The sequence below is a fragment of the Streptomyces sp. NPDC046859 genome (genome assembly GCF_040645135.1).
GTDB lineage: Bacteria > Actinomycetota > Actinomycetes > Streptomycetales > Streptomycetaceae > Streptomyces.
The window spans coordinates 1-18,412 of record NZ_JBEYXR010000049.1; the positions used below are offsets into that span (position 1 = coordinate 1).

Consider the following 18,412-nt stretch of genomic DNA (forward strand, 5'->3'; position numbering starts at 1 on the left):
AGCGCCTGCGGCACCGTCCACGACCGGGACACCAACGCCGCGATCAACATCAAACAGGCCGCCGGACTGGCGGTATCAGCCTGCGGAGCGCCGGTCAGACCAGGAGCAATCCCGGCACAGCGCGAAGAAACAGGAAGCCACGGAATCCCCACCGCAAACCGCGCCGCATAGCGGCACAGCAACCGGTCAGGAAGGCCAGAATCCCCGGGCTTCAACCCGAGGTGCAAGTCAACACACCACCGTCGTGCGCGCGCCGAGCGGCCGGCCGGTGGTCACCGACGTCGACGGGCCCGTCGCGGGCGGCACCGTCCCCGAGGAGTGCGCCGACGGACTGCTCAACACCCCCACACCGACCGAGAACAAGGCGCTGGACGACCTCTCCGCCCGCGTCACCGACTGCCTCGAGAAGCAGGGCACCACGCACGCGCCGCGCTCCCTCGGCGTGGACATCACGGGACTGGGCCTCGCCCCCCGCTCCTCCGTGGGCAAGCCGTCCCCGGACGACGAGCTCGACGGGGCGGCCGTCGCCCAGCACTGCACCGCGCAGGCCCGCCGGGCCCAACTCGACCCGTATGTCGCCCCCGTGGCGCAGCTGTTCCTGGGCGGCGGCGACACGACCGCCGTCCGCTTCGACATGTCACCGGCCAACAAGGCGAAGGTGGCCGGCGCCGCCGGTCTGGTGCTCGCCGTCACCGTGGTGGTGTCCGCCGTCGTCGCCACCCGGCTGGTCAGGCCGCTGCGCGCGCTGACCGCGGCGGCGCAGCAGCCGCCCGAACGGCATGTGCGGGTGCCTGTCACCACCCGCGACGAGACCGGCGTCCTCGCCGCCGCCTTCAACGAACTCACCGAGCGCCGCGAACGGTTGGAGGCCCAGCGCAAGGCCATGGTCAGCGACATCGCGCACGAACTGCGCAGCCCGCTCACCAACATCCGCGGCTGGCTGGAGGTCACCCGCGACGGCGTCGTCGACCCCGACCCCGCCCTGCTGGCCGCGCTGCACGAGGAGGCCCTGGTCCTGCAGCGGGTCATCGACGACCTGCAGGACCTCGCCGCCGCCGACGCGGGCACCCTGCGCCTGCACCGCGAGCCCGTCCGCGCCGACGAACTCCTCGGCCAGGTCGCCGCCGCCCACCAGGTCGCGGCCGACGCCGCGGGCGTCACCCTGCGCACCACCGCGGAGGGCACACCCTGGCTGGACGCCGACCCCGTCCGGATGCGGCAGGCGCTGGGCAACCTGGTGTCCAACGCGCTGCGGCACACCCCGTCCGGCGGCACGGTCACGCTCTCCGCCCGGCCCGACGGCGACGAGGTCGTCCTCGAGGTCGCCGACACCGGGAGCGGGATCGCCCCAGACGATCTGCCGCACGTCTTCGAGCGGTTCTGGCGCGCGGAGAAGTCCCGCAGCCGCCGCACCGGGGGCAGCGGGCTCGGCCTGCCGATCGTCCGGCAGCTGACCGCCGCGCACGGGGGAAGCGCCGAGGCGGCCGATGCGCCGGGCACCGGCGCGGTGTTCACGCTGCGGCTGCCGGCCGGGAAGGCGCCCGGGTGAGAGACCCGGCGGGCGGGCCCGCCGGGTCATCCGGCGCGCTGCCGCAGGGCCCGCCGTTCCGCCTCGCTGGTGCCGCCCCAGATGCCGATGGACTGGTCCATGTCCAGCGCCCAGCGCAGACATTCCTCGCGCACCGAGCAGCGCCGGCACACGGCCTTCGCCTCCTCGGTCTGCATCAGGGTCGGCCCGGAGGTGCCGATCGGATAGAAGAGGTCGGGGTCCTCATGGCGGCAGGCGGCGTGGTCTCGCCAGTCGTCCATCAAAGTCACCTGCGATCGTCGACGTGCCCTCGGTGGAGGAATTACTCGATGTCGAGTCGCCTGTCGACCCGGAGGTGAAACCCCGCGGGGCCCGCCGGATCAGGTCACTGTTCGCGCATGCCCCACGGGGAGCCGTAGGCGGTGAGCAGATCCAGGAACGGCCGGGCCGGGAACGCCTCCGGTCCGAGGACGCCCGCCCCCGACCAGGCGCCGGTGGCCAGGAGTTCGAGGGCGACGACCGGGTTGAGGGCCGTCTGCCAGACCACGGCCTGGGAGCCGTACTCCGCCATCGACCACTGGTTGTCGACCACGTGGTAGAGGTACACCTCGCGCGGCTCGCCGTCCTTGACGCCCCGCACCCAGGTGCCGGCGCAGGTCTTGCCGTGCATCCGCTCGCCCAGTGTCGCCGGGTCCGGCAGGCACGCGGCCACGACGTCCCGCGGCGAGACCCGTACCGGCCCGTCGGCGCCCGGCACGGTCACCGGCTCGGTCCGGTCCAGCCCCAGCAGGTGCAGCGTCCTGAGGGTGTCGACGAACTCCTGGCCGAGACCGTACTTGAAGGTGACCCGGCGCGCGTCCACCCAGCGCGGCATGAGCAGCACCTCCTCGTGCTCCACGTTCACGCACTCGACCGGGCCGATGCCCTCCGGGAAGTCGAACACCTCGGGCTCGCTGAACGGCGCGGTGGTGAACCAGCCGCGGTCCTTCTCGTAGACGACCGGCGGGTTGAGGCACTCCTCGATGGTGGTCCAGATGCTGAAGGAGGGGGCGAAGTCGTAGCCGTCGACGGTGAGGTCCGCCCCGTCGCGCACCCCGATCTCCTCGATCTCGTCGAAGAGTTCGTCGGCCGCGTACCGGGCGAAGACGTCCGACAGGCCGGGCTCCACGCCCATGCCGACCAGGGCGAGTGCGCCCGCCTTCTCCCAGTCGCCGGCCTGCTCGAACTGGGCGTCCCCGAGCTTGACCCCGCATTCCTCGTACGGGCGGTCGGGGTGGGGCTTCGACAGGGACATCGCCATGTCGACATAGGTGGCCCCAGCGGTGCGCGCGGCCTGGAACAGCGGCATCACGAAACGCGGGTCGGTCGCGTTGAGCAGCACGTCGCAGGCGTGCCGTGCCAGCAGGGCCGCCACGGCCGGCTCGTCGCTCGCGTCGACGCGCTCGGCGCGGAAGCGCGCGTCCCCGTCGAGCGCGGCGACGGCGGCCTCGGCCCGCCCGAGGTCGTGGTCGGCGACGACCATCGCCTCGAAGAAGGGACGCCGGGCGGCGATCCGGGTGATGGCGGTACCCACCCCGCCGGCTCCCACGAGCAGTACACGCATGACAAGACTCCCTCGGCTGGAGGTGGACGAGTGGTGGGGCCCCGGGTGGGATCCAACGCCGCCCCGCCGCGTAAGGTCAATGCCGTTGGCATAAGGATGGAGGACGCGATGCCGAAGCCGGTCGTACCGGAGGAGAAGCGGCGCAGGCGTCGTCCCACCAAGAGCGGCACCGTGCTGTCCGAGCGCCTCATAGTCGACACGGCGCTGCGCATGCTCGCCGAACACGGCAGCGCCGGACTCACCGCCCGCCGGCTCGGCCTCGCCCTGGACGCCGACCCGAGCACGCTCTACCGCTACTTCCGGGGCATGGACGACCTGACCCTGGCCATCGGCGACGCCCTGATCGGCCGCGCCCTGGAGGGCTGGGAGCCCACGGGGGAGTGGCGCGCCGACCTGCGGACCGTCGGCACCCGTATCCACGCCGCCTACGTCGCCCACCCGCACGCCGCCGTGCTGACCACGAGCCGCGTCACGGGACGGGCCAACGAACTCGCCGCCGACGAGGCCGTGCTGGACCTCCTGCGCACGGCCGGCTTCCCGCTTGCCCACACCGTGCGCCTCTACCACGCCTTCATCGACCAGACGCTGGCCTTCGCCGCGCTGGACGCGGCCTCGCTGACGCTGCCGAGCGCGTCGCTGCGCGCCGACGAGGAGAAGTGGCGTTCGACGTACGCCCGGCTGCCGCACACCACGCATCCCCGGATCGCCGAGGCGGCGCCGCTGCTGGCCCGGCGCATGGTCACCAGTGCCTATCCGACGGCCCTGGAGATGCTGCTGGACGCGGCGGAGGCCCAGCTCGCCGCCTGCCGCGCCTGACGCCGCGGCCCCCTCAGGCGCGCAGCGCCTCGTGGGCGGCGGCCACCACCGCCTCCGTCACCGTGACCAGCGCGGGGGAGTGCAGCTTCCACTGCTGCCAGTACAGCGGCACGTCGACGGGCCGCTCGGGGGCCAGCGAGATCAGGCGCCCCTGCGCCACGAGCGGCTCCGCCTGCACCTCGGGGATCATGCCCCAGCCGAGTCCGGCGAGCACGGCGGCCAGGAACCCCTCGGAGGTCGGCATCCGGTGCCGCGCAGGCCCGGCGTGCCCGGCGCCGCCGCGCAGCCCGCGCACGAAGGCGTCCTGCAGGTCGTCACTGCGGTCGAAGGTCAGCACCGGGGCCCCCGCCAGGGCGTCGGCGAGCGGCCCGGTCAGACACCGTGCGGCGAACTCCGGGCTCGCGGCGGCCAGATACCGCATCCGGCCCAGCGTCCGCACGGAACAGCCCGCGACGGGCTCGGCCGAGGACGTCACCGCGGCCATCACGAGGCCCTCCCGCAGCAGGGTCGCCGTCCGGCTCTCGTCCTCCCGGCTCAGCTCGAAGCAGAGCGGCGGCTCCCGGCGCACCCGGGTGAGGGCGGGCAGGAACCAGGTGGCCAGCGAATCGGCGTTGACCGCGATGGACACCCGCGTCGCCTCGGCGGTCCCGCGCATGCCCAGCTCGGCGCGCGCGTCGCGTTCCAGCCGGGCCAGCTGGCGGGCGAACCGCACCACGACCTGGCCGGACTCGGTCGGCCGCACCGGTTTGGACCGTACGAGCAGCACCCGCCCGGTGCGCTGCTCCAGCGCCTTGACCCGCTGGCTCACCGCCGACGGCGTCACATGCAGGGCGGCGGCCGCCGCGTCGAACGTCCCCTCGTCCACCACCGCCAGCAGGGTCCGCACCTGGTCCAGGGGCAGCTCGGTCAGCTCGGTCTTCACGTCGGCTAAGGATACGTAAGAATCCTTAGCTGTACGCCGGGAGATCGATTGTCTAGCGTCGACCCCATGACCAGCGCCTTGACCACTGCCGTCGCCGGATTCGGCACCGGCCTCTCCCTGATCGTCGCCATCGGCGCGCAGAACGCCTTCGTCCTGCGCCAGGGCATCCGCCGCGACGCCGTCCTCGCCGTCGTCGGCATCTGCGCCCTGTCCGACGCGCTCCTGATCGCCCTCGGGGTGGCGGGGGTCGGCGCGGTCGTCGTGGCGTGGCCCGGGGTGCTGACGGCGGTCGCCTGGGTGGGTGGGGTGTTCCTGCTCTGCTACGGCGTCCTGGCCGCCCGCAGGGTGCTGCGGCCGGCCGGCGCCCTGGTCACCGACGGCGACGCGGCGGGCTCACGGCGGCGGGCGGTGCTGACCTGCCTGGCCATGACCTGGCTCAACCCGCACGTCTACCTCGACACCGTGTTCCTGCTCGGCACCATCGCCGCCGACCGGGGCCCGCTGCGCTGGACGTTCGGCCTCGGCGCCGCCGTGGCCAGCCTGTGCTGGTTCGCCGCGCTCGGCTTCGGGGCGCGGCTGCTGAGCCGTCACCTCGCCAAGCCGGGGGCGTGGCGGGTGCTGGACGGGGTGATCGCCGTCACGATGATCGCCCTCGGCGCCTCCCTGATCGCCGGAACCTGAGACGCCGGTCCCAACGCCCGGCCGGTGCTGCGATAGTGATCCCCGGACAAAAAGATGTACCGAGCATCCAGGAAGCCCGTGGACACCAGCGACAGCAGCACCGCACCGCAGGAGAAGGAGCCACCCGCGGTACCCGCCACCCCTCGCGGCTGGCGCCGCTGGGCCATGGACACCCGGCCGCTGCGCCGCCCCGCCTACCGGCGGCTGTGGTCGTCCACCATCGTCACGGCGGTCGGCAGCCAGCTCACCGCGGTCGCCGTCCCCAAGCAGGTCTACGACATCACCGGCTCCTCGGCCTGGGTGGGAGCCGCGAGCCTGGCCGGGCTGGTGCCGCTCACGGTGTTCGCGCTGTGGGGCGGCGCGATCGCCGACAGCATGGACCGGCGCAGGCTGCTGCTGATCACCAACTGCGGGATAGCCGTGACCTCGGTGCTGTTCTGGCTCCAGGCTGTCGCCGGGCTGGAGTCGGTCGCCGTGCTGATGGTCCTGCTCGCGCTCCAGCAAGCCTTCTGGGGGCTCAACTCGCCGGCCCGCAACGCCTCGATCGCCCGGCTGGTGCCGGAGGACGAGCTCGCCGCGGCCAACGCCCTCGGCTCGACCGTCATGCAGACCGGGCAGGTCGTCGGACCCCTGCTGGCCGGGGTGCTGATCCCGGTGGTCGGCCTGGCCGAGCTGTACCTGATCGACGCCCTGGCCCTGTGCGTCACGGTGTGGGCGGTGTACCGGCTGCCCGCGCTGCCGCCGACCGCCGTCGTCCGGCGCCGCGCCGGGGTACGCGAGATCGCGGAGGGCTTCCGCTACATCTCGCTGCACAAGGTGCTGCTGCTGTCCTTCCTCGCCGACATCATCGCGATGGTCTTCGGGATGCCCCGCGCGCTGTTCCCGCAGCTGGCGAGCGAGACGTACGGCTCCTATGGTGAAGGGCTCGCGCTCGGCCTGCTGTTCGCGGCCATCCCGATCGGCGCCGTGGCCGGCGGGCTGTTCTCCGGCACCTTCTCGCGGGCCCGCCGGCACGGCTGGATGGTGATCGGCTCGGTCGTCGCCTGGGGGCTGGCCGTCGCCGGCTTCGGGCTCAGCTCCAGCCTGTGGCTCGCGGTGGTGTTCCTGGCCCTGGCCGGGGTGGCGGACATGGTGTCCATGGTCTTCCGCGGGGCCATCCTGCTGTCCGCCGCGAGCGACGAGATGCGCGGCCGGATGCAGGGCGTGTTCACGGTCGTCGTCGCGGGCGGCCCCCGCCTGGCCGACGTCCTGCACGGCACGGCCGGCTCGGCGTTCGGCGCGCGCACCGCGACGGCGGGGGGCGGCCTGCTGGTCGTCGTCCTCATGCTGGGCCTGGCCGCGGCGGTGCCGGCCCTGCGCCGCTATCGCGTCTGACGCTCAGTACACGCTGCGCCGCGCCTGCGCGTGCCGCTCCATGAGCTGCCCGCGGGTCATCTCCAGACGGTGCGCGAGGATCTCGGCCACGTACCGCACCAGGGTCAGCCCGAGCGCGGTGTCCTCGTCGCACAGCCGCAGCACCGCGTCCGCCTCGAACTCGTACGCCCGCACCGGGCTGAAGGCCTCCGCGCCGAAGTCCCACCGGTACGGCGGGAACAGCCACGACCAGCCGAGCAGGTCGCCCGCGCCGAGACTCGCGACGGTGATCCGCTGCGTCGGTGTCACCTGCTGGTCCAGGGTGACGGCGCCCGAGCGGATGACCCAGAAGCGGTCGGCCGTACCACCGGACTCGAAGATGCGGGTGTCCTCCGGGAAGGAGGTCTGCCGGGCGAGCGCCATCAGGCGCTGACGCTGGGGCGGCGGAAGGGCGGTCAGCAGTTTGATCGCTTTGGTCATGGCACGGGGCTCCTCACCGACGACAGGCATTCCGGTGTCTCCCTGCGTCCATTGGAGCGGCTGCGGCGGCCGGGGGCACCTCGGCGGCGGGCGGCTTCGGCCGGTGGCCCGTGCGGCCGGGTCGCCGGGCATGAAAAAGCCCTGGCTGGACGGGGGAGGCCAGCCAGGGCCGTTGGTGGTGGTTCAGGGGGGACGGATACGGTCGACCCCGTGACCACTATGGATGAACCTTAAACCACTCGGTCGGCGTCTCGGTAATCGAGACAGGGGTACGTGACCTGTTTCACTCCACTCCATGTTTCACGGGTGATCGGCGTGTTTTCCGGGGGTCAGGATCTCGTCCAGCACGGTGAGGACCGTCTCGTACGTCAGGGTCCGCACGGCGGCGTCCCGCGACCCCTCGGGATCGGTGGCGCGCAACTGCTCGCTCCGACCCCGCCACGTCCGCTCCTCCTCCCGGGCCCAAGCCCGCGCGCGCTGCATCCGCCGCAACAGTTCGTCTGAGTCCACGACATCGGTCATGCACATCGCCTACCCAGCCCGGGCCCGATGCGCTCATCCCTCCGACGCCTTCACAGGCACGTCCAGGGGACGGGCCAGCCCGGTGACGGCCTCGTCCAAGCGCTGCAGGGGCCGCAGCACGTGCTCGGTGACCCGGCCCTGCCCCGGCGCGCCCGGCGTGCTCGGCCCCAGCAGGGAGGCGATGCTCGGGCCGGTCTCGATCGTGTCACCGGCGTGCTCGTCGGTGACGTGCGCGGCGATCGCCTCCAGGTTGCGCCCGATCCGGCCCGTCGCGCCGCGCAGCCGGGGATCGGCCGTGATCGAGGGACGGGTGAGCAGCAGCTCGGCCGTCGCGGCCAGGGTGCGCGCGTGGTACGCGCACGTCTCCAGCAGCGCGACGACATAGCGGGCGGTCTCCCTGCGGGCCCGCAGCGGCGTCGCCGGGTGCGTCAGCGGCTGGACGGCGGACCGCAGATCGGCCAGCGCCTGGTCCAGGTCGCGGGCCTGGTCCATCAGATCCCCGGGCGGCCCGCCGCTGAGCTGGTCCACGGCGCTGTTCGTGACCTCCTCGAGCCGCCGCAGCACCGTGGCGAGCAGCTCGTCGGTCCGCCGGTCGGTCCGCACCGGCAGCACGACCGCCGCCGCGATCAACCCGCAGGCCGCGCCGAGCGCCGTCTCCCCGATCCGCAGCACGAGCACCGACAGGCTGTAGGTGTGCAGCAGGGTGTACAGCAGCCCCAGCGCCGCCGTCACGAAGAACGACGACAGCGTGTACGACAGCGGCGCCGAGTAGAACATCGCGAACACGAACAGCAGCACCAGCGCGAAGGCCGTACCGGTGTGGTGCCCGACCGCCCCCGCCAGCACGATGCCCGCCAGCACTCCCAGCACCGTGCCGACCAGCCGGCGCGAGCCCTTGACCAGGATCTCGCCCGTGGAGGCGGTGTTGAGGAACACGATCCAGCACGTCAGCACCGCCCAGTACCAGCGGTCCCGCGACAGCAGCTCGCCGCCGACGATGGCCAGCAGCGACCCCACCGCCACCTGCACGGCGGCCCGCGTGGTGCGCCGCTCCAGCCCCGTGGCCTCCTCCTCTTCCTCCGCGTCGAGGACGGCGTCCTCCGCGTCCAGCTCCTCACGGGACCGCGCCGTCGCCGGGGAGTCGTCCGACTCGTCCCGGGCCCCGCCCAGCGCGATCCGCAGACCGAGGACCGCCCGGGTGGTCTCGCCGACGGCCCGGAAGGCGTCCTGCACGGCCGGGGACGCGACGGGCACGTTCTCCTCGTCGCGGTAGCCGAGGAGCCGGTTGCGCAGCTGGGCCACGCCGGTCCCGCCGGCCGCCTCCACCGGGCGCAGCACCAGCACCCGCAGCGCCTCCAGGTCGCGGCGCAGCGCCGTCGTCGCCTCCTCCCGCACCGGCTGCCGGCCGCCCGACGGCACCGGCGCCCCCGGCAGGTGCAGGGCCAGCGTGTCCACCCGCTCGGCGCCGCGCGCCCGCAGCAGCGCCAGACCCAGCCGCTCGGCGGCGATCTCGGCGTCCGCGATGCGCCGCTGCACGAGCCGGGCCACCGCCTCGTCGGCGGTCCCGTCCGCCAGCCGCCCCTGGATCAGCAGCGCCGTCTCGTGCAGCCGCGCGGTGCCCTCCCGGACCCGCCGCAGCGCCCGGTCCGCCTCGTCGGGGCCGGCGTCGAGCAGGTCGAGCTGCGCCGACAGCAGCTGGGCCAACCGGGCCCTGAAGGCGCTGCGCAGCCGTTCCAGCACGCCGACCGGCGTCTCCGGCACCAGCGCGAACCGCATCAGCGCACTGCACCCGAAGGCGACGGCGGCCGCCGCGTACATCTCGGGCAGCCCCTCCGGGGTGGCCCCGACGAAGAGGGCCACGAAGTACGTCTGGAAGCCGATCAGGCCCAGCCCGGTGCCCCGGTCGCCGAACCTCCGCCCGTAGACGGCGCAGAAGATCAACGCCACGAAGACGAGGTCGCCTGCCACCACCCGGTGGTGCAGCAGCGACGCCAGTGTCATCGAGGCCAGCGCCACCGGCAGACCGAGGGCCAGGGTGACCGCCTGCCGGGAGCGCTGCTTCTCACGGATGGCGAAGGTGGAGACCATCGCCACCAGCGCCCCCGTCACCAGGTGCGGCAGATCGGTGCCGAGGACGGCGAGCACGGCGACCGTCAGGGCGATCGACCCCACCGTCCGCACGGCCGCCGCCAGCCTCAGCAGGCCGGGGTCCGAGGCCGCGACACGGTCCCTCAGCCGCGCCCGGACCGTCTCCTCCGCCGCCCTCACACCGCCCCGTTCACTTCCCCGCCCCCGCCCGGGGGGTGCCTCCCCGATCATGCCGGACGGCAGGCGGGACTTCGCGGACACGTCCTAGCACGTGCCGGTGCTTCCGCCCCCGTCCTGCGCGGCGATCTGCTTCTTGAGCTGTTCCGGCGTCAGATAGGCGTGGGTGAACTCGAAGTCCTTCAGCTTGGCGGGCCTGCGCGCCTGGAACCCGGTGCGCACGAAGTCGTCGCCCGCGATGGCGTTCAGCACCCAGTTCGTCATGACGCGGGCCTTGGCGACGTTGGTGCGCAGGGCCGACCAGTGGTAGCCGCGCGCCACCACCACCGCGGGCAGCCCCTTCAGCTCCACCCCGAGCGGCTTGGCCACGCCGTCGAAACCGCCGAGGTCGACGACCAGGCCGAGGTCCTTGTGCTCGTACGGCCGCAGCGGCCGGCCGCGCATCGCGGCGATGACGTTGTCGGCGGCGACCTTGCCCTGACGCATGGCGTGCTGGGCGGTGGGCGGGCACACCGCGCCCTCCTGGTCCTTGGCCACGTCCGGCACCGCGGCGGCGTCGCCGAGCGCGAAGACGCCGTCGTGCCCGGGCAGCCGCATCTCGGACGTCACCGCGAGCCGGCCGCGGACGGTCTCCGCGCCGAGCGTGGCGATCAGCGGGCTGGCGACGACACCGGCGGTCCAGATCAGCGTGTGCGTGGGCACCACCCGGCCGTCGGTGAAGGTGACCTCCTCCGCTCCGGCCTTCGCGATGGACACGCCGAGGGAGATCTCGATGCCGCGCTTGCGCAGGATCTCCTGCGCGTCCCGGCCCAGCTTGTCGCCGAGTTCGGGCATCAGCTTCGGCGCGATGTCGATCAGATGCCACTTGATCAGCCGCGGGTCGAGCCGCGGATAGCGCTTGACCGCGTTGTGGGTCAGCATCTGCAGGCACGCCGCCGTCTCGGTGCCGGCGTACCCGCCGCCGACCACGACGAACTGGAGCCGGGCCGCCCGCTCCGCGGGGTCCTGGCAGGCGTCGGCGAGGTCGAGCTGGGAGATGACGTGGTCGCGCAGATAGGCGGCCTCCGCCAGCGTCTTCATGCCGAACGCGTGATCGGCGAGCCCCGGGATGTCGAAGGTGCGCGTGACACTGCCGGGCGCCAGCACGATGTAGTCGTACGGCTCGTTGACGATGCGGTCGGTGATGGTGCGCACGACGCACGTCTTGGACGCGAGGTCCACCCCGATGGCGCCGCCGGGGATGATCCGGGTGCGGTACCTGCGGCTGCGGCGCAGCGACAGGGCGATGGACTGCGGGGTCAGCACACCGGAGGCCACCTGGGGCAGCAACGGCAGATAGAGCTGGAAAGAGTACGGGGTCACCAGGGTGATCTCGGCCTCGTCGGGAGAGAGCCTGCGTTCGAGCCGGCGTACGCATCCGACTCCCGCGAAGCCTGCGCCCACCACGAGGATCCTGGGTCGTGTCACGCTGATCATCCCTTCTGCGGCTCCAGGCGGTCTGCCTCGATGTCGTTCGCCTGCCCCTGAATCGCCGCGTCGCACGCCTCGATCCCATCGCGCCTCGGGGCGTTCCGCCAGCCGGGAGCGGCCGGCAGATGAACACGTCGCCGCCACCTGTGCCCCGGCTCGGGCACCCGTACACCGGTTCGGCGGGCAAAGACCGGTATGCGGCACCTCCCCGACGGTCCCGGCCTCGCCCTCTCCCAGCGGTCCTCCCGGCGCTCAGCCGAACACGCTGTCGCCGTCGTCCCAGTGCGCCACCTCGTCCGGCAGATGCTCCCGGGGCATCCGCGAGCGCGCCTGGTACATGGCGTTGATCTGCGCCTCGTAGTGCCGCACGATCGCGTCCCGGCGCAGCTTCATCGACGGTGTCAGCAGACCGTTGGCCACGTCGAACGGCTCCGGCAGCACCCGGAACACCCGGATCGACTCCGGACGCGACACCGCGCTGTTGGCGGCGGCCACCGCCCTGCCGATCTCCTCCCGCAGCGCGTTCTCCTCCCGGGCCTCGCGGGCCCGGGCGTCGCTGCGGGCCGCCAGGGAGTCCCGCCAGAACGCCAGGAACTCCGGGTCCAGGGTGATCAGCGCCCCGACGCAGGGCCGGTTGTCGCCCACCACCACGGCCTGGTGGACCAGGGGATGCTGCCGCAGCCGCTGCTCCAGGATGGCCGGCGAGACGCTCTTGCCGCTGCTCGTGATGATGACGTCCTTCTTGCGGCCCGTGATCGTCAGATAGCCGTCGGAGTCCAGCCGTCCGAGGTCACCGGTCGCCAGCCAGCCGCCGCGCAGCGCCTCCCGCGTCGCCGCCTCGTTGTTGACGTAGCCCTGGAACACGGACGGCCCGCGCACCAGGATCTCCCCGTCGTCGGCCACCCTGATGTCCACGCCCGGCAGGGCCTGGCCCACCGTGCCCGACATCTCCCGGCCCAGCGGCTGCGCGGTCACCCCGCCGCAGGTCTCGGTCAGGCCGTAGCCGTCGTTCACGTAGATGCCGATGCCCTCGTAGAACAGCGACAGTTCACGGTTGAGGGGGGAACCCCCGGAGGTCGCCCGGCACACCCGGCCGCCCAGCGCCTCCCGCAGCTTGCGGTACACCGTGCGCTCGTACAGGGCGTGCTGCAGCCGCAGGTCGAAGCCGGGGCCGGGGCCGCCGCCCAGGCGCTGGCGCTCCAGCGCCGCGGCGAAGTCCCGCGCGGTGTCCGCGGCGCGCTCGAACAGAGCGCCGCGGCCGGACTGCTGCGCCGTGCGCAGGAAGTTCTTGTAGATCTTCTCGAAGATCGACGGGACGGCCGTGAAGTACGTGGGCCGGAACGTCCGCAGCGCCGAGGCGAGCGCGTCCCCGCTGAGATCCGGCTCGTGCCCCATCAGCATCCCGCCGCGGACGCACAGGCCCTGCACCAGCAGCCCGTACACATGGGAGAACGGCAGGAAGGCGAGGACCGAACCGCGCCGCTCGCCGGGCGGGACGACCGTGTGGCCCCAGCCCGCCAGGAGTGTGTCGCAGGTGCTCGCCAGACCCCGGTGGCTGAGCGCGCAGCCCAGCGGGCGGCCCGTCGTCCCGGAGGTGTACATGATCGCCGCGGTGGAGTCCGGCAGCACGATGCGGCGCAGCGACTCGACGGTCGCGAACGGCACGAACTCGCCCGCCGCGACGAGTTGCTGGAGCCCGCCGGCGTCCAGCTGCCACACGTGCCGCAGCCTGGGCAGCGTCCCGCAGACCGACCCGACCGTCATGATCGCCTGCTCGTCCTCGACCACCACGGCCACGCACTCGGCGTCCCGCAGGATCCACTCGACCTGGTCGCGCGACGACGTCGGGTAGATCGGCACCACCTCGGCGCCCACCGCCCAAAGCGCGTAGCTGAACACCGTCCACTCGTAGCGGGTGCGCGCCATCACGGCCACGCGGTGGCCGGGGGATATGCCGGACGCGATCAGGCCCTTGGCGAGGGCGGTGACCTCGTCGCGGACCTCCACGGCGGTCACCTCCTCCCAGGTGGCGGCGGAGGGGTGGGGGCGGCGCGCGAGCAACGTGAGCGTGGGGTCGGCGGCGGCCGTTTCGAAGAGGCTGTCGGCGAGCCCTCCTGTCAGAGGCCGCACGGGCGGGGGAGCGAGGCCGAGATCGCGCATGCGCTGCTCCTGATATGTACCGGGTGTGACACCACCGATGATTTCTGTTATCGGCGTCGCCCGAATCTAGCCCAGCAGGGAGCGTGCGGTGCCCTGATCTGACAATTGACGTCGTTCGGTGATCTCGGCCGTGAGGGGGAACCCGGAGCGCATGACACACGCGACCCCCCAACCCAACTCAGAACCGAGCCGGCGCCCGAACCCCGACCCGGAGCCCGAGCGCACCACGGGCCTCGAACCGGGCGGTTCCGTGCCGCCCGGCGAGACCCCGCCCGCGGAGAGCAGCATGTCCGGCGCGGGCCCCCGCGAGACCCACAACCCACCCACCGGCTGGGCGAAGGCCCCGCTGGCCCTGATCCTCGGCATCACGGTCCTGGTTGCCGCGTTCTTCCTCGTCTACGCCCTGATCCTGATCTTCTGACCCGGACCGGGACCCGTCACAGACCCGGCGTGAACCACACCGTGGCCAGGGGAGGCAGCGTCAGCCGCAGCCGCCCGTCCTCCGGCTTCAGCGGGCCGGGGCTGGTGACATCGCTGCCGCCGTACCGAGCGGCGTCGGTGTTCAGGGTCTCCTGCCACGCCGTGACGTGGTCCGGGACCCACAGACCGTAGTCGTGCCGGACCACCGGAGAGAAGTTGGAGACGCAGAGCAGCGGAACACCCTCGGCGTCGTAGCGCAGGAACGCGAAGACGTTGTCGTCGGCGGCGTCCCCCAGCGACCACTGGAAGCCACCGGGGTCGGTGTCGCGCTGCCACAGCGCCGGGGTCGCCTGGTACGCGGTGTTGAGATCGCGGACCAGATCGCGCATCCCCCGGTGGTCGCCGGCCGAGGCGTACCCGGGATCGAGCAGCCACCACTCCGGGCCGTGCGCCTCCGACCACTCCGCGCCCTGCGCGAACTCCTGCCCCATGAAGAGCAGCTGCTTGCCGGGGTGCGCCCACATGAAGCCCAGGTAGGCGCGGTGGTTCGCCCGGCGCTGCCACCAGTCGCCCGGCATCTTCGACACCAGCGCCTGCTTGCCGTGCACGACCTCGTCGTGGGAGATCGGCAGGACGTAGTTCTCGCTGTAGGCGTACACCATCGAGAAGGTCATCTCGTTGTGGTGGTACTTGCGGTGCACGGGCTCCTTGGCGATGTACTCCAGCGAGTCGTGCATCCAGCCCATGTTCCACTTCAGGCCGAAGCCCAGCCCGCCGCTGTCCGTCGGCCGGGTCACGCCCTCCCAGGCCGTCGACTCCTCGGCGATCGTGACGACTCCCGGATTGCGCCGGTACACGGTCGCGTTCATCTCCTGCAGGAACGCCTTCGCGGCCAGGTCCTCCCGCCCGCCCAAGGCGTTCGGCGCCCACTGCCCGGACTCGCGTGAGTAGTCCAGGTAGAGCATCGAGGCGACCGCGTCGACCCGCAGCCCGTCGATGTGGAACTCCTCGCACCAGTACGTGGCGTTCGCGACGAGGAAGTTGCGCACCTCGGTACGCCCGAAGTCGAACTCGAGGGTGCCCCAGTCGGGGTGCTCGGCCCGCCTGGCGTCCCCGGGCTCGTACAGCGGGTCCCCGTCGAACCGGGCCAGCGCCCAGTCGTCCTTGGGGAAGTGCGCGGGGACCCAGTCCATGATCACGCCGATGCCGGCCCGGTGCAGCGAGTCGACCAGGTACTTGAAGTCGTCGGGACCGCCGAGCCGGGACATGGGCGCGTAGAACCCGGTGACCTGGTAGCCCCAGGACCCGGCGAACGGGTGCTGCGCCACCGGCATGAACTCGACGTGCGTGAACCCGAGGTCCTTGACGTAGGCGGGCAGCTGCTCGGCGAGCTGCCGGTATGTGAGCCCCGGTCGCCAGGACGGCAGGTGCACCTCGTACACGGACAGCGGGGCCTCGTGCACCGGGACGTCGCCGCGGTGCGCCATCCACCCGGCGTCGCCCCACTCGTACCGCGAGGCGTGCACGACGGACGCCGTGTCCGGCGGCACCTCCGCGCACCGCGCCATCGGGTCGGCCTTGAGGAAGCGGTGCCCGTACCGGGAGGTGATCTCGAACTTGTACCGGGTGCCCTCGCCGATGCCCGGCAGGAACAGCTCCCACACCCCGGACGCGCCGAGGGACCGCATCGGGAACGCCGTCCCGTCCCAGTGGCAGAAGTCCCCGGCGACCCGCACGCCCCGCGCGTTCGGCGCCCAGACCGTGAAGCGGGTGCCGCGCACGCCCTGGTGTTCCATGGGCTCGGCGCCGAGCGCCTTCCACAGCTCCTCGTGCCGGCCCTCCCGGATGAGGTGGAGGTCGAGTTCGCCCAGGGCCGGCAGGAAGCGGTACGGGTCGTGCACCTCGTGCTCGTCGCCGCCGTCCTCCTGGTACGACACCAGCAGCGTGTACGCGGGGATCCGGGGCAGCGGCAGCAGCGTGGAGAACAGTCCGCCGCCCTCCGAGACCAGCGCGGTGCGCTCGCCGTCCACCAGGACGCTCACCGCCCGCGCGAACGGGCGGAGCGCGCGCACCGCGATCCCACCGGGGACGGGATGGGCCCCGAGCAGGGCGTGCGGATCGTGGTGGGTGCCCGCCAGCAGGCGGTCGCGGTCGCCGGGATCCAGGGCCGGAGCGGTCACGCTCCGACCGGCTCCGGCCGACTCGGGGCGCGAGGTCTCGTGCAGGGCCATCGGTCAGGCTCCTCTCACGGCGAGGCGTTCGATCGCCGCCATAGGTACGGGCAACCAGTCGGGTCGGTGCCGGGCTTCGTACAGCACCTCGTACACGGCGCGGTCGGTCTCGTAGGCACGGAGCAGTCCGTGCTTCTTGCGCGGGTCCCACCCGGCGAGCGAGGCGTAGCCCGCGCAGTAGGCCTCGCGGCAGCGGCGCGCCCACTCCGGGCGCCACGGCCGGCGCTGCCGGGCGGCGTAGTCGAAGGAGCGCAGCATCCCGGCGATGTCGCGCACCGGGGAGTGCACGCCCCGCCGTTCGGCGAGCGGGCGGGACGGCTCGCCCTCGAAGTCGATGACGAACCACTCGCGTCCCGCCCGCAGCACCTGACCCAGATGCAGGTCACCGTGGATGCGCTGGTCCGGCGGGCCCGGGTCGCAGCCGGCGAGCGCGCCGAAGGCCATGCGCAGCCCGGGGACATGGGGCTGGAGCGCGGGCACGAAGTGCGCGGCGAGCTCCAGGCGTTCGGTCATGGCGGCCGCCATCCGGCCGTTCTCGCCGTGCGCGCGGGACGGGAACGCCGACGCCAGCGCCAGGTGCACCTCGGCCGTCGCCCGGCCCAGCTGGCGCGCCTCGGCGGTGAAGTCGTCACCGGAGGCGAGCGCGGCCAGCGCCAGCGTCCAGCCGTCGGAGGCGTCCCGCAGGAACGGCTGGAGCACCCCGAGCGTGGCCTCCCAGGGGCTCGTCGTACGGAACCAGGCGACCGGGGCCGGCACCCGCCGGCAGCCCTGCCCGGCCAGCGCACCGGACAGCTCCAGATCGGGGTTGACCCCGGGCTGGATGCGCCGGAACAGCTTCAGGATGAAGGCGTCGCCGTACACCAACGAGGAGTTGGACTGCTCGGCGTCCAGCAGCCGGGGCACGAGACCGGCCGGCACCGGCACGGAAGGATCGCCCTCGAAGCGCAGTGGGCCGGCCTCTCCGGGATGCCGCAGCCGCTCCAGCAGCAGTTGGGCCGAGCGTGGGTCCTGGAGCGCGTCGAAGACCGTCATCCCGGACAGCGGCCCTTCCTGAGCCTGGCCGATCAGCGCCCGGCCGAGCCGCGGCGACGGGTGCTCCCGTACGCCGAGCAGCAGCTGGTAGCAGTCACCGGCCGGCGGGGCGCCGCCGGGTGAGGGGACGGCCGAGTGGCCGGCGTGCACCAGCAGGTGCAGACAGCCCGGGAAGAGCTCGGTCATGGACAGCAGGACGAGATCCGTGACGGGCCGGTCCTTGCCGGCGAACCAGCGCTGCCGCGGCAGCCATTCGCGCAGCAGGCCGGAGAGCGACGCCATGGGGCCGGCGTCGGTCGTACGGCCCGGTCGGGCGGTTGCGGTCTTCTGCATGGTGACGCGTCCTTTCCCCGGCAGTCGCTCGAAGCTCAGGCTCAAGATCGTCTGCCGATGCGGGATGCGACTCGGGTGAGCCGGAACCAGTAGAAGCCGTGGCCCCCGAGGGTCAGCAGATACGGCAGCTCGCCGATGGCGGGGAAGCGCACGCCGCCGAACAGCTCGACGGGGATGCGTCCGCTGAACTCGCGCAGGTCGAGTTCGGTGGGCTGCGAGAAGCGGGCGAAGTTGTGCACGCAGAGCACGAGGTCGTCCTCGTACTCGCGCAGGAACGCGATCACCGCCGGGTTCGACGACTGGAGTTCGGTGTAGGAGCCGAGTCCGAAGGCGGGGTTCTGCTTGCGGATCTCGATCATGCGCCGGGTCCAGTGCAGCAGCGAGGACGGCGAGGACATCGACGCCTCGACGTTGGTGACCTGGTAGCCGTAGACCGGGTCCATGATCGTCGGCAGGCAGAGCCGTCCGGGGTCGCATGTGGAGAAGCCGGCGTTGCGGTCGGGCGTCCACTGCATCGGTGTGCGCACGGCGTCGCGGTCGCCGAGCCAGATGTTGTCGCCCATGCCGATCTCGTCGCCGTAGTAGAGGATCGGCGA

15 protein-coding genes and 2 pseudogenes are annotated in these 18,412 nt (G+C 72.7%); 6 read left to right on the top strand and 11 right to left on the bottom strand.

What is annotated here, in order from left to right; translation table 11 throughout:
- A pseudogene (locus ABZ899_RS36085) lies at positions 1-171 on the top strand (RNA-guided endonuclease TnpB family protein); the annotation flags it as partial.
- 64 nt (positions 172-235) lie between these two features.
- Positions 236-1,549, top strand: a pseudogene (locus ABZ899_RS36090) (HAMP domain-containing sensor histidine kinase); the annotation flags it as partial.
- A 26-nt stretch (positions 1,550-1,575) separates the two neighbouring features.
- On the opposite strand, the gene ABZ899_RS36095 reads toward ABZ899_RS36090, so the two are convergent.
- Positions 1,576-1,809 (bottom strand): WhiB family transcriptional regulator, encoded by a 234-nt coding sequence (locus ABZ899_RS36095; RefSeq protein WP_361355042.1) that lies wholly within the window; start codon positions 1,807-1,809, stop codon positions 1,576-1,578.
- Between the two features lie 104 nt (positions 1,810-1,913).
- Positions 1,914-3,131, bottom strand: coding sequence for a saccharopine dehydrogenase C-terminal domain-containing protein (locus ABZ899_RS36100; RefSeq protein WP_361355045.1), 1,218 nt, complete (start codon positions 3,129-3,131; stop codon positions 1,914-1,916).
- 108 nt (positions 3,132-3,239) lie between these two features.
- Between ABZ899_RS36100 and ABZ899_RS36105 the strand changes: the two genes are divergently transcribed.
- Positions 3,240-3,947, top strand: coding sequence for a TetR/AcrR family transcriptional regulator (locus ABZ899_RS36105; RefSeq protein WP_361355048.1), 708 nt, complete (start codon positions 3,240-3,242; stop codon positions 3,945-3,947).
- Between the two features lie 13 nt (positions 3,948-3,960).
- Here ABZ899_RS36105 and ABZ899_RS36110 read toward each other — a convergent pair whose 3' ends face one another.
- Complete coding sequence (locus ABZ899_RS36110; RefSeq protein WP_361355050.1) at positions 3,961-4,869, bottom strand: LysR family transcriptional regulator ArgP; 909 nt, start codon at positions 4,867-4,869, stop codon at positions 3,961-3,963.
- Positions 4,870-4,935: 66 nt separating this feature from the next.
- On the opposite strand from ABZ899_RS36110, the gene ABZ899_RS36115 reads away from it, so the two are divergent.
- Together ABZ899_RS36115 and ABZ899_RS36120 are read left to right on the top strand one after the other, a co-directional pair.
- Positions 4,936-5,550, top strand: coding sequence for a LysE/ArgO family amino acid transporter (locus ABZ899_RS36115; protein ID WP_361355053.1), 615 nt, complete (start codon positions 4,936-4,938; stop codon positions 5,548-5,550).
- A 54-nt stretch (positions 5,551-5,604) separates the two neighbouring features.
- Positions 5,605-6,924 (top strand): MFS transporter, encoded by a 1,320-nt coding sequence (locus ABZ899_RS36120; protein ID WP_361355056.1) that lies wholly within the window; start codon positions 5,605-5,607, stop codon positions 6,922-6,924.
- A 3-nt stretch (positions 6,925-6,927) separates the two neighbouring features.
- Here the strand turns inward: ABZ899_RS36120 and ABZ899_RS36125 are convergent, their stop codons facing one another.
- The 5 genes from ABZ899_RS36125 to ABZ899_RS36145 form a co-directional block, all read right to left on the bottom strand.
- The gene (locus ABZ899_RS36125) at positions 6,928-7,383 is read right to left on the bottom strand and encodes a cyclic nucleotide-binding domain-containing protein (RefSeq protein WP_361355059.1); all 456 of its coding nucleotides are present in this window, start codon (positions 7,381-7,383) and stop codon (positions 6,928-6,930) included.
- Between the two features lie 300 nt (positions 7,384-7,683).
- Positions 7,684-7,905: a hypothetical protein gene (locus ABZ899_RS36130; protein ID WP_361355062.1), complete on the bottom strand. Its 222-nt coding sequence runs from the start codon at positions 7,903-7,905 to the stop codon at positions 7,684-7,686.
- Positions 7,906-7,938: 33 nt separating this feature from the next.
- Positions 7,939-10,173 carry an FUSC family protein gene (locus tag ABZ899_RS36135; protein ID WP_361355064.1) on the bottom strand — a complete coding sequence of 745 codons (2,235 nt, stop codon included), beginning with the start codon at positions 10,171-10,173 and terminating at the stop codon, positions 7,939-7,941.
- A gap of 84 nt (positions 10,174-10,257) precedes the next feature.
- Positions 10,258-11,646, bottom strand: a complete 1,389-nt coding sequence (locus ABZ899_RS36140) for an NAD(P)/FAD-dependent oxidoreductase (RefSeq protein ID WP_361355067.1) — start codon at positions 11,644-11,646, stop codon at positions 10,258-10,260.
- Between the two features lie 246 nt (positions 11,647-11,892).
- Positions 11,893-13,800, bottom strand: coding sequence for an AMP-dependent synthetase/ligase (locus ABZ899_RS36145; RefSeq protein ID WP_361355070.1), 1,908 nt, complete (start codon positions 13,798-13,800; stop codon positions 11,893-11,895).
- Between the two features lie 151 nt (positions 13,801-13,951).
- Here ABZ899_RS36145 and ABZ899_RS36150 point away from each other — a divergent pair, with 151 nt between their 5' ends.
- Positions 13,952-14,221 (top strand): DUF6480 family protein, encoded by a 270-nt coding sequence (locus tag ABZ899_RS36150; protein WP_361355073.1) that lies wholly within the window; start codon positions 13,952-13,954, stop codon positions 14,219-14,221.
- Between the two features lie 16 nt (positions 14,222-14,237).
- Here the strand turns inward: ABZ899_RS36150 and glgB are convergent, their stop codons facing one another.
- The 3 genes from glgB to ABZ899_RS36165 form a co-directional block, all read right to left on the bottom strand.
- Entirely contained in the window at positions 14,238-16,451 is a 2,214-nt protein-coding gene (gene glgB / locus ABZ899_RS36155) for a 1,4-alpha-glucan branching enzyme (protein ID WP_361355076.1), read from the bottom strand.
- Between the two features lie 3 nt (positions 16,452-16,454).
- Positions 16,455-17,816 carry a maltokinase gene (locus ABZ899_RS36160; protein WP_361355079.1) on the bottom strand — a complete coding sequence of 454 codons (1,362 nt, stop codon included), beginning with the start codon at positions 17,814-17,816 and terminating at the stop codon, positions 16,455-16,457.
- Between the two features lie 41 nt (positions 17,817-17,857).
- On the bottom strand, positions 17,858-18,412 hold a 555-nt coding region (locus ABZ899_RS36165; protein ID WP_361355082.1), incomplete at its 5' end, for an alpha-glucosidase C-terminal domain-containing protein.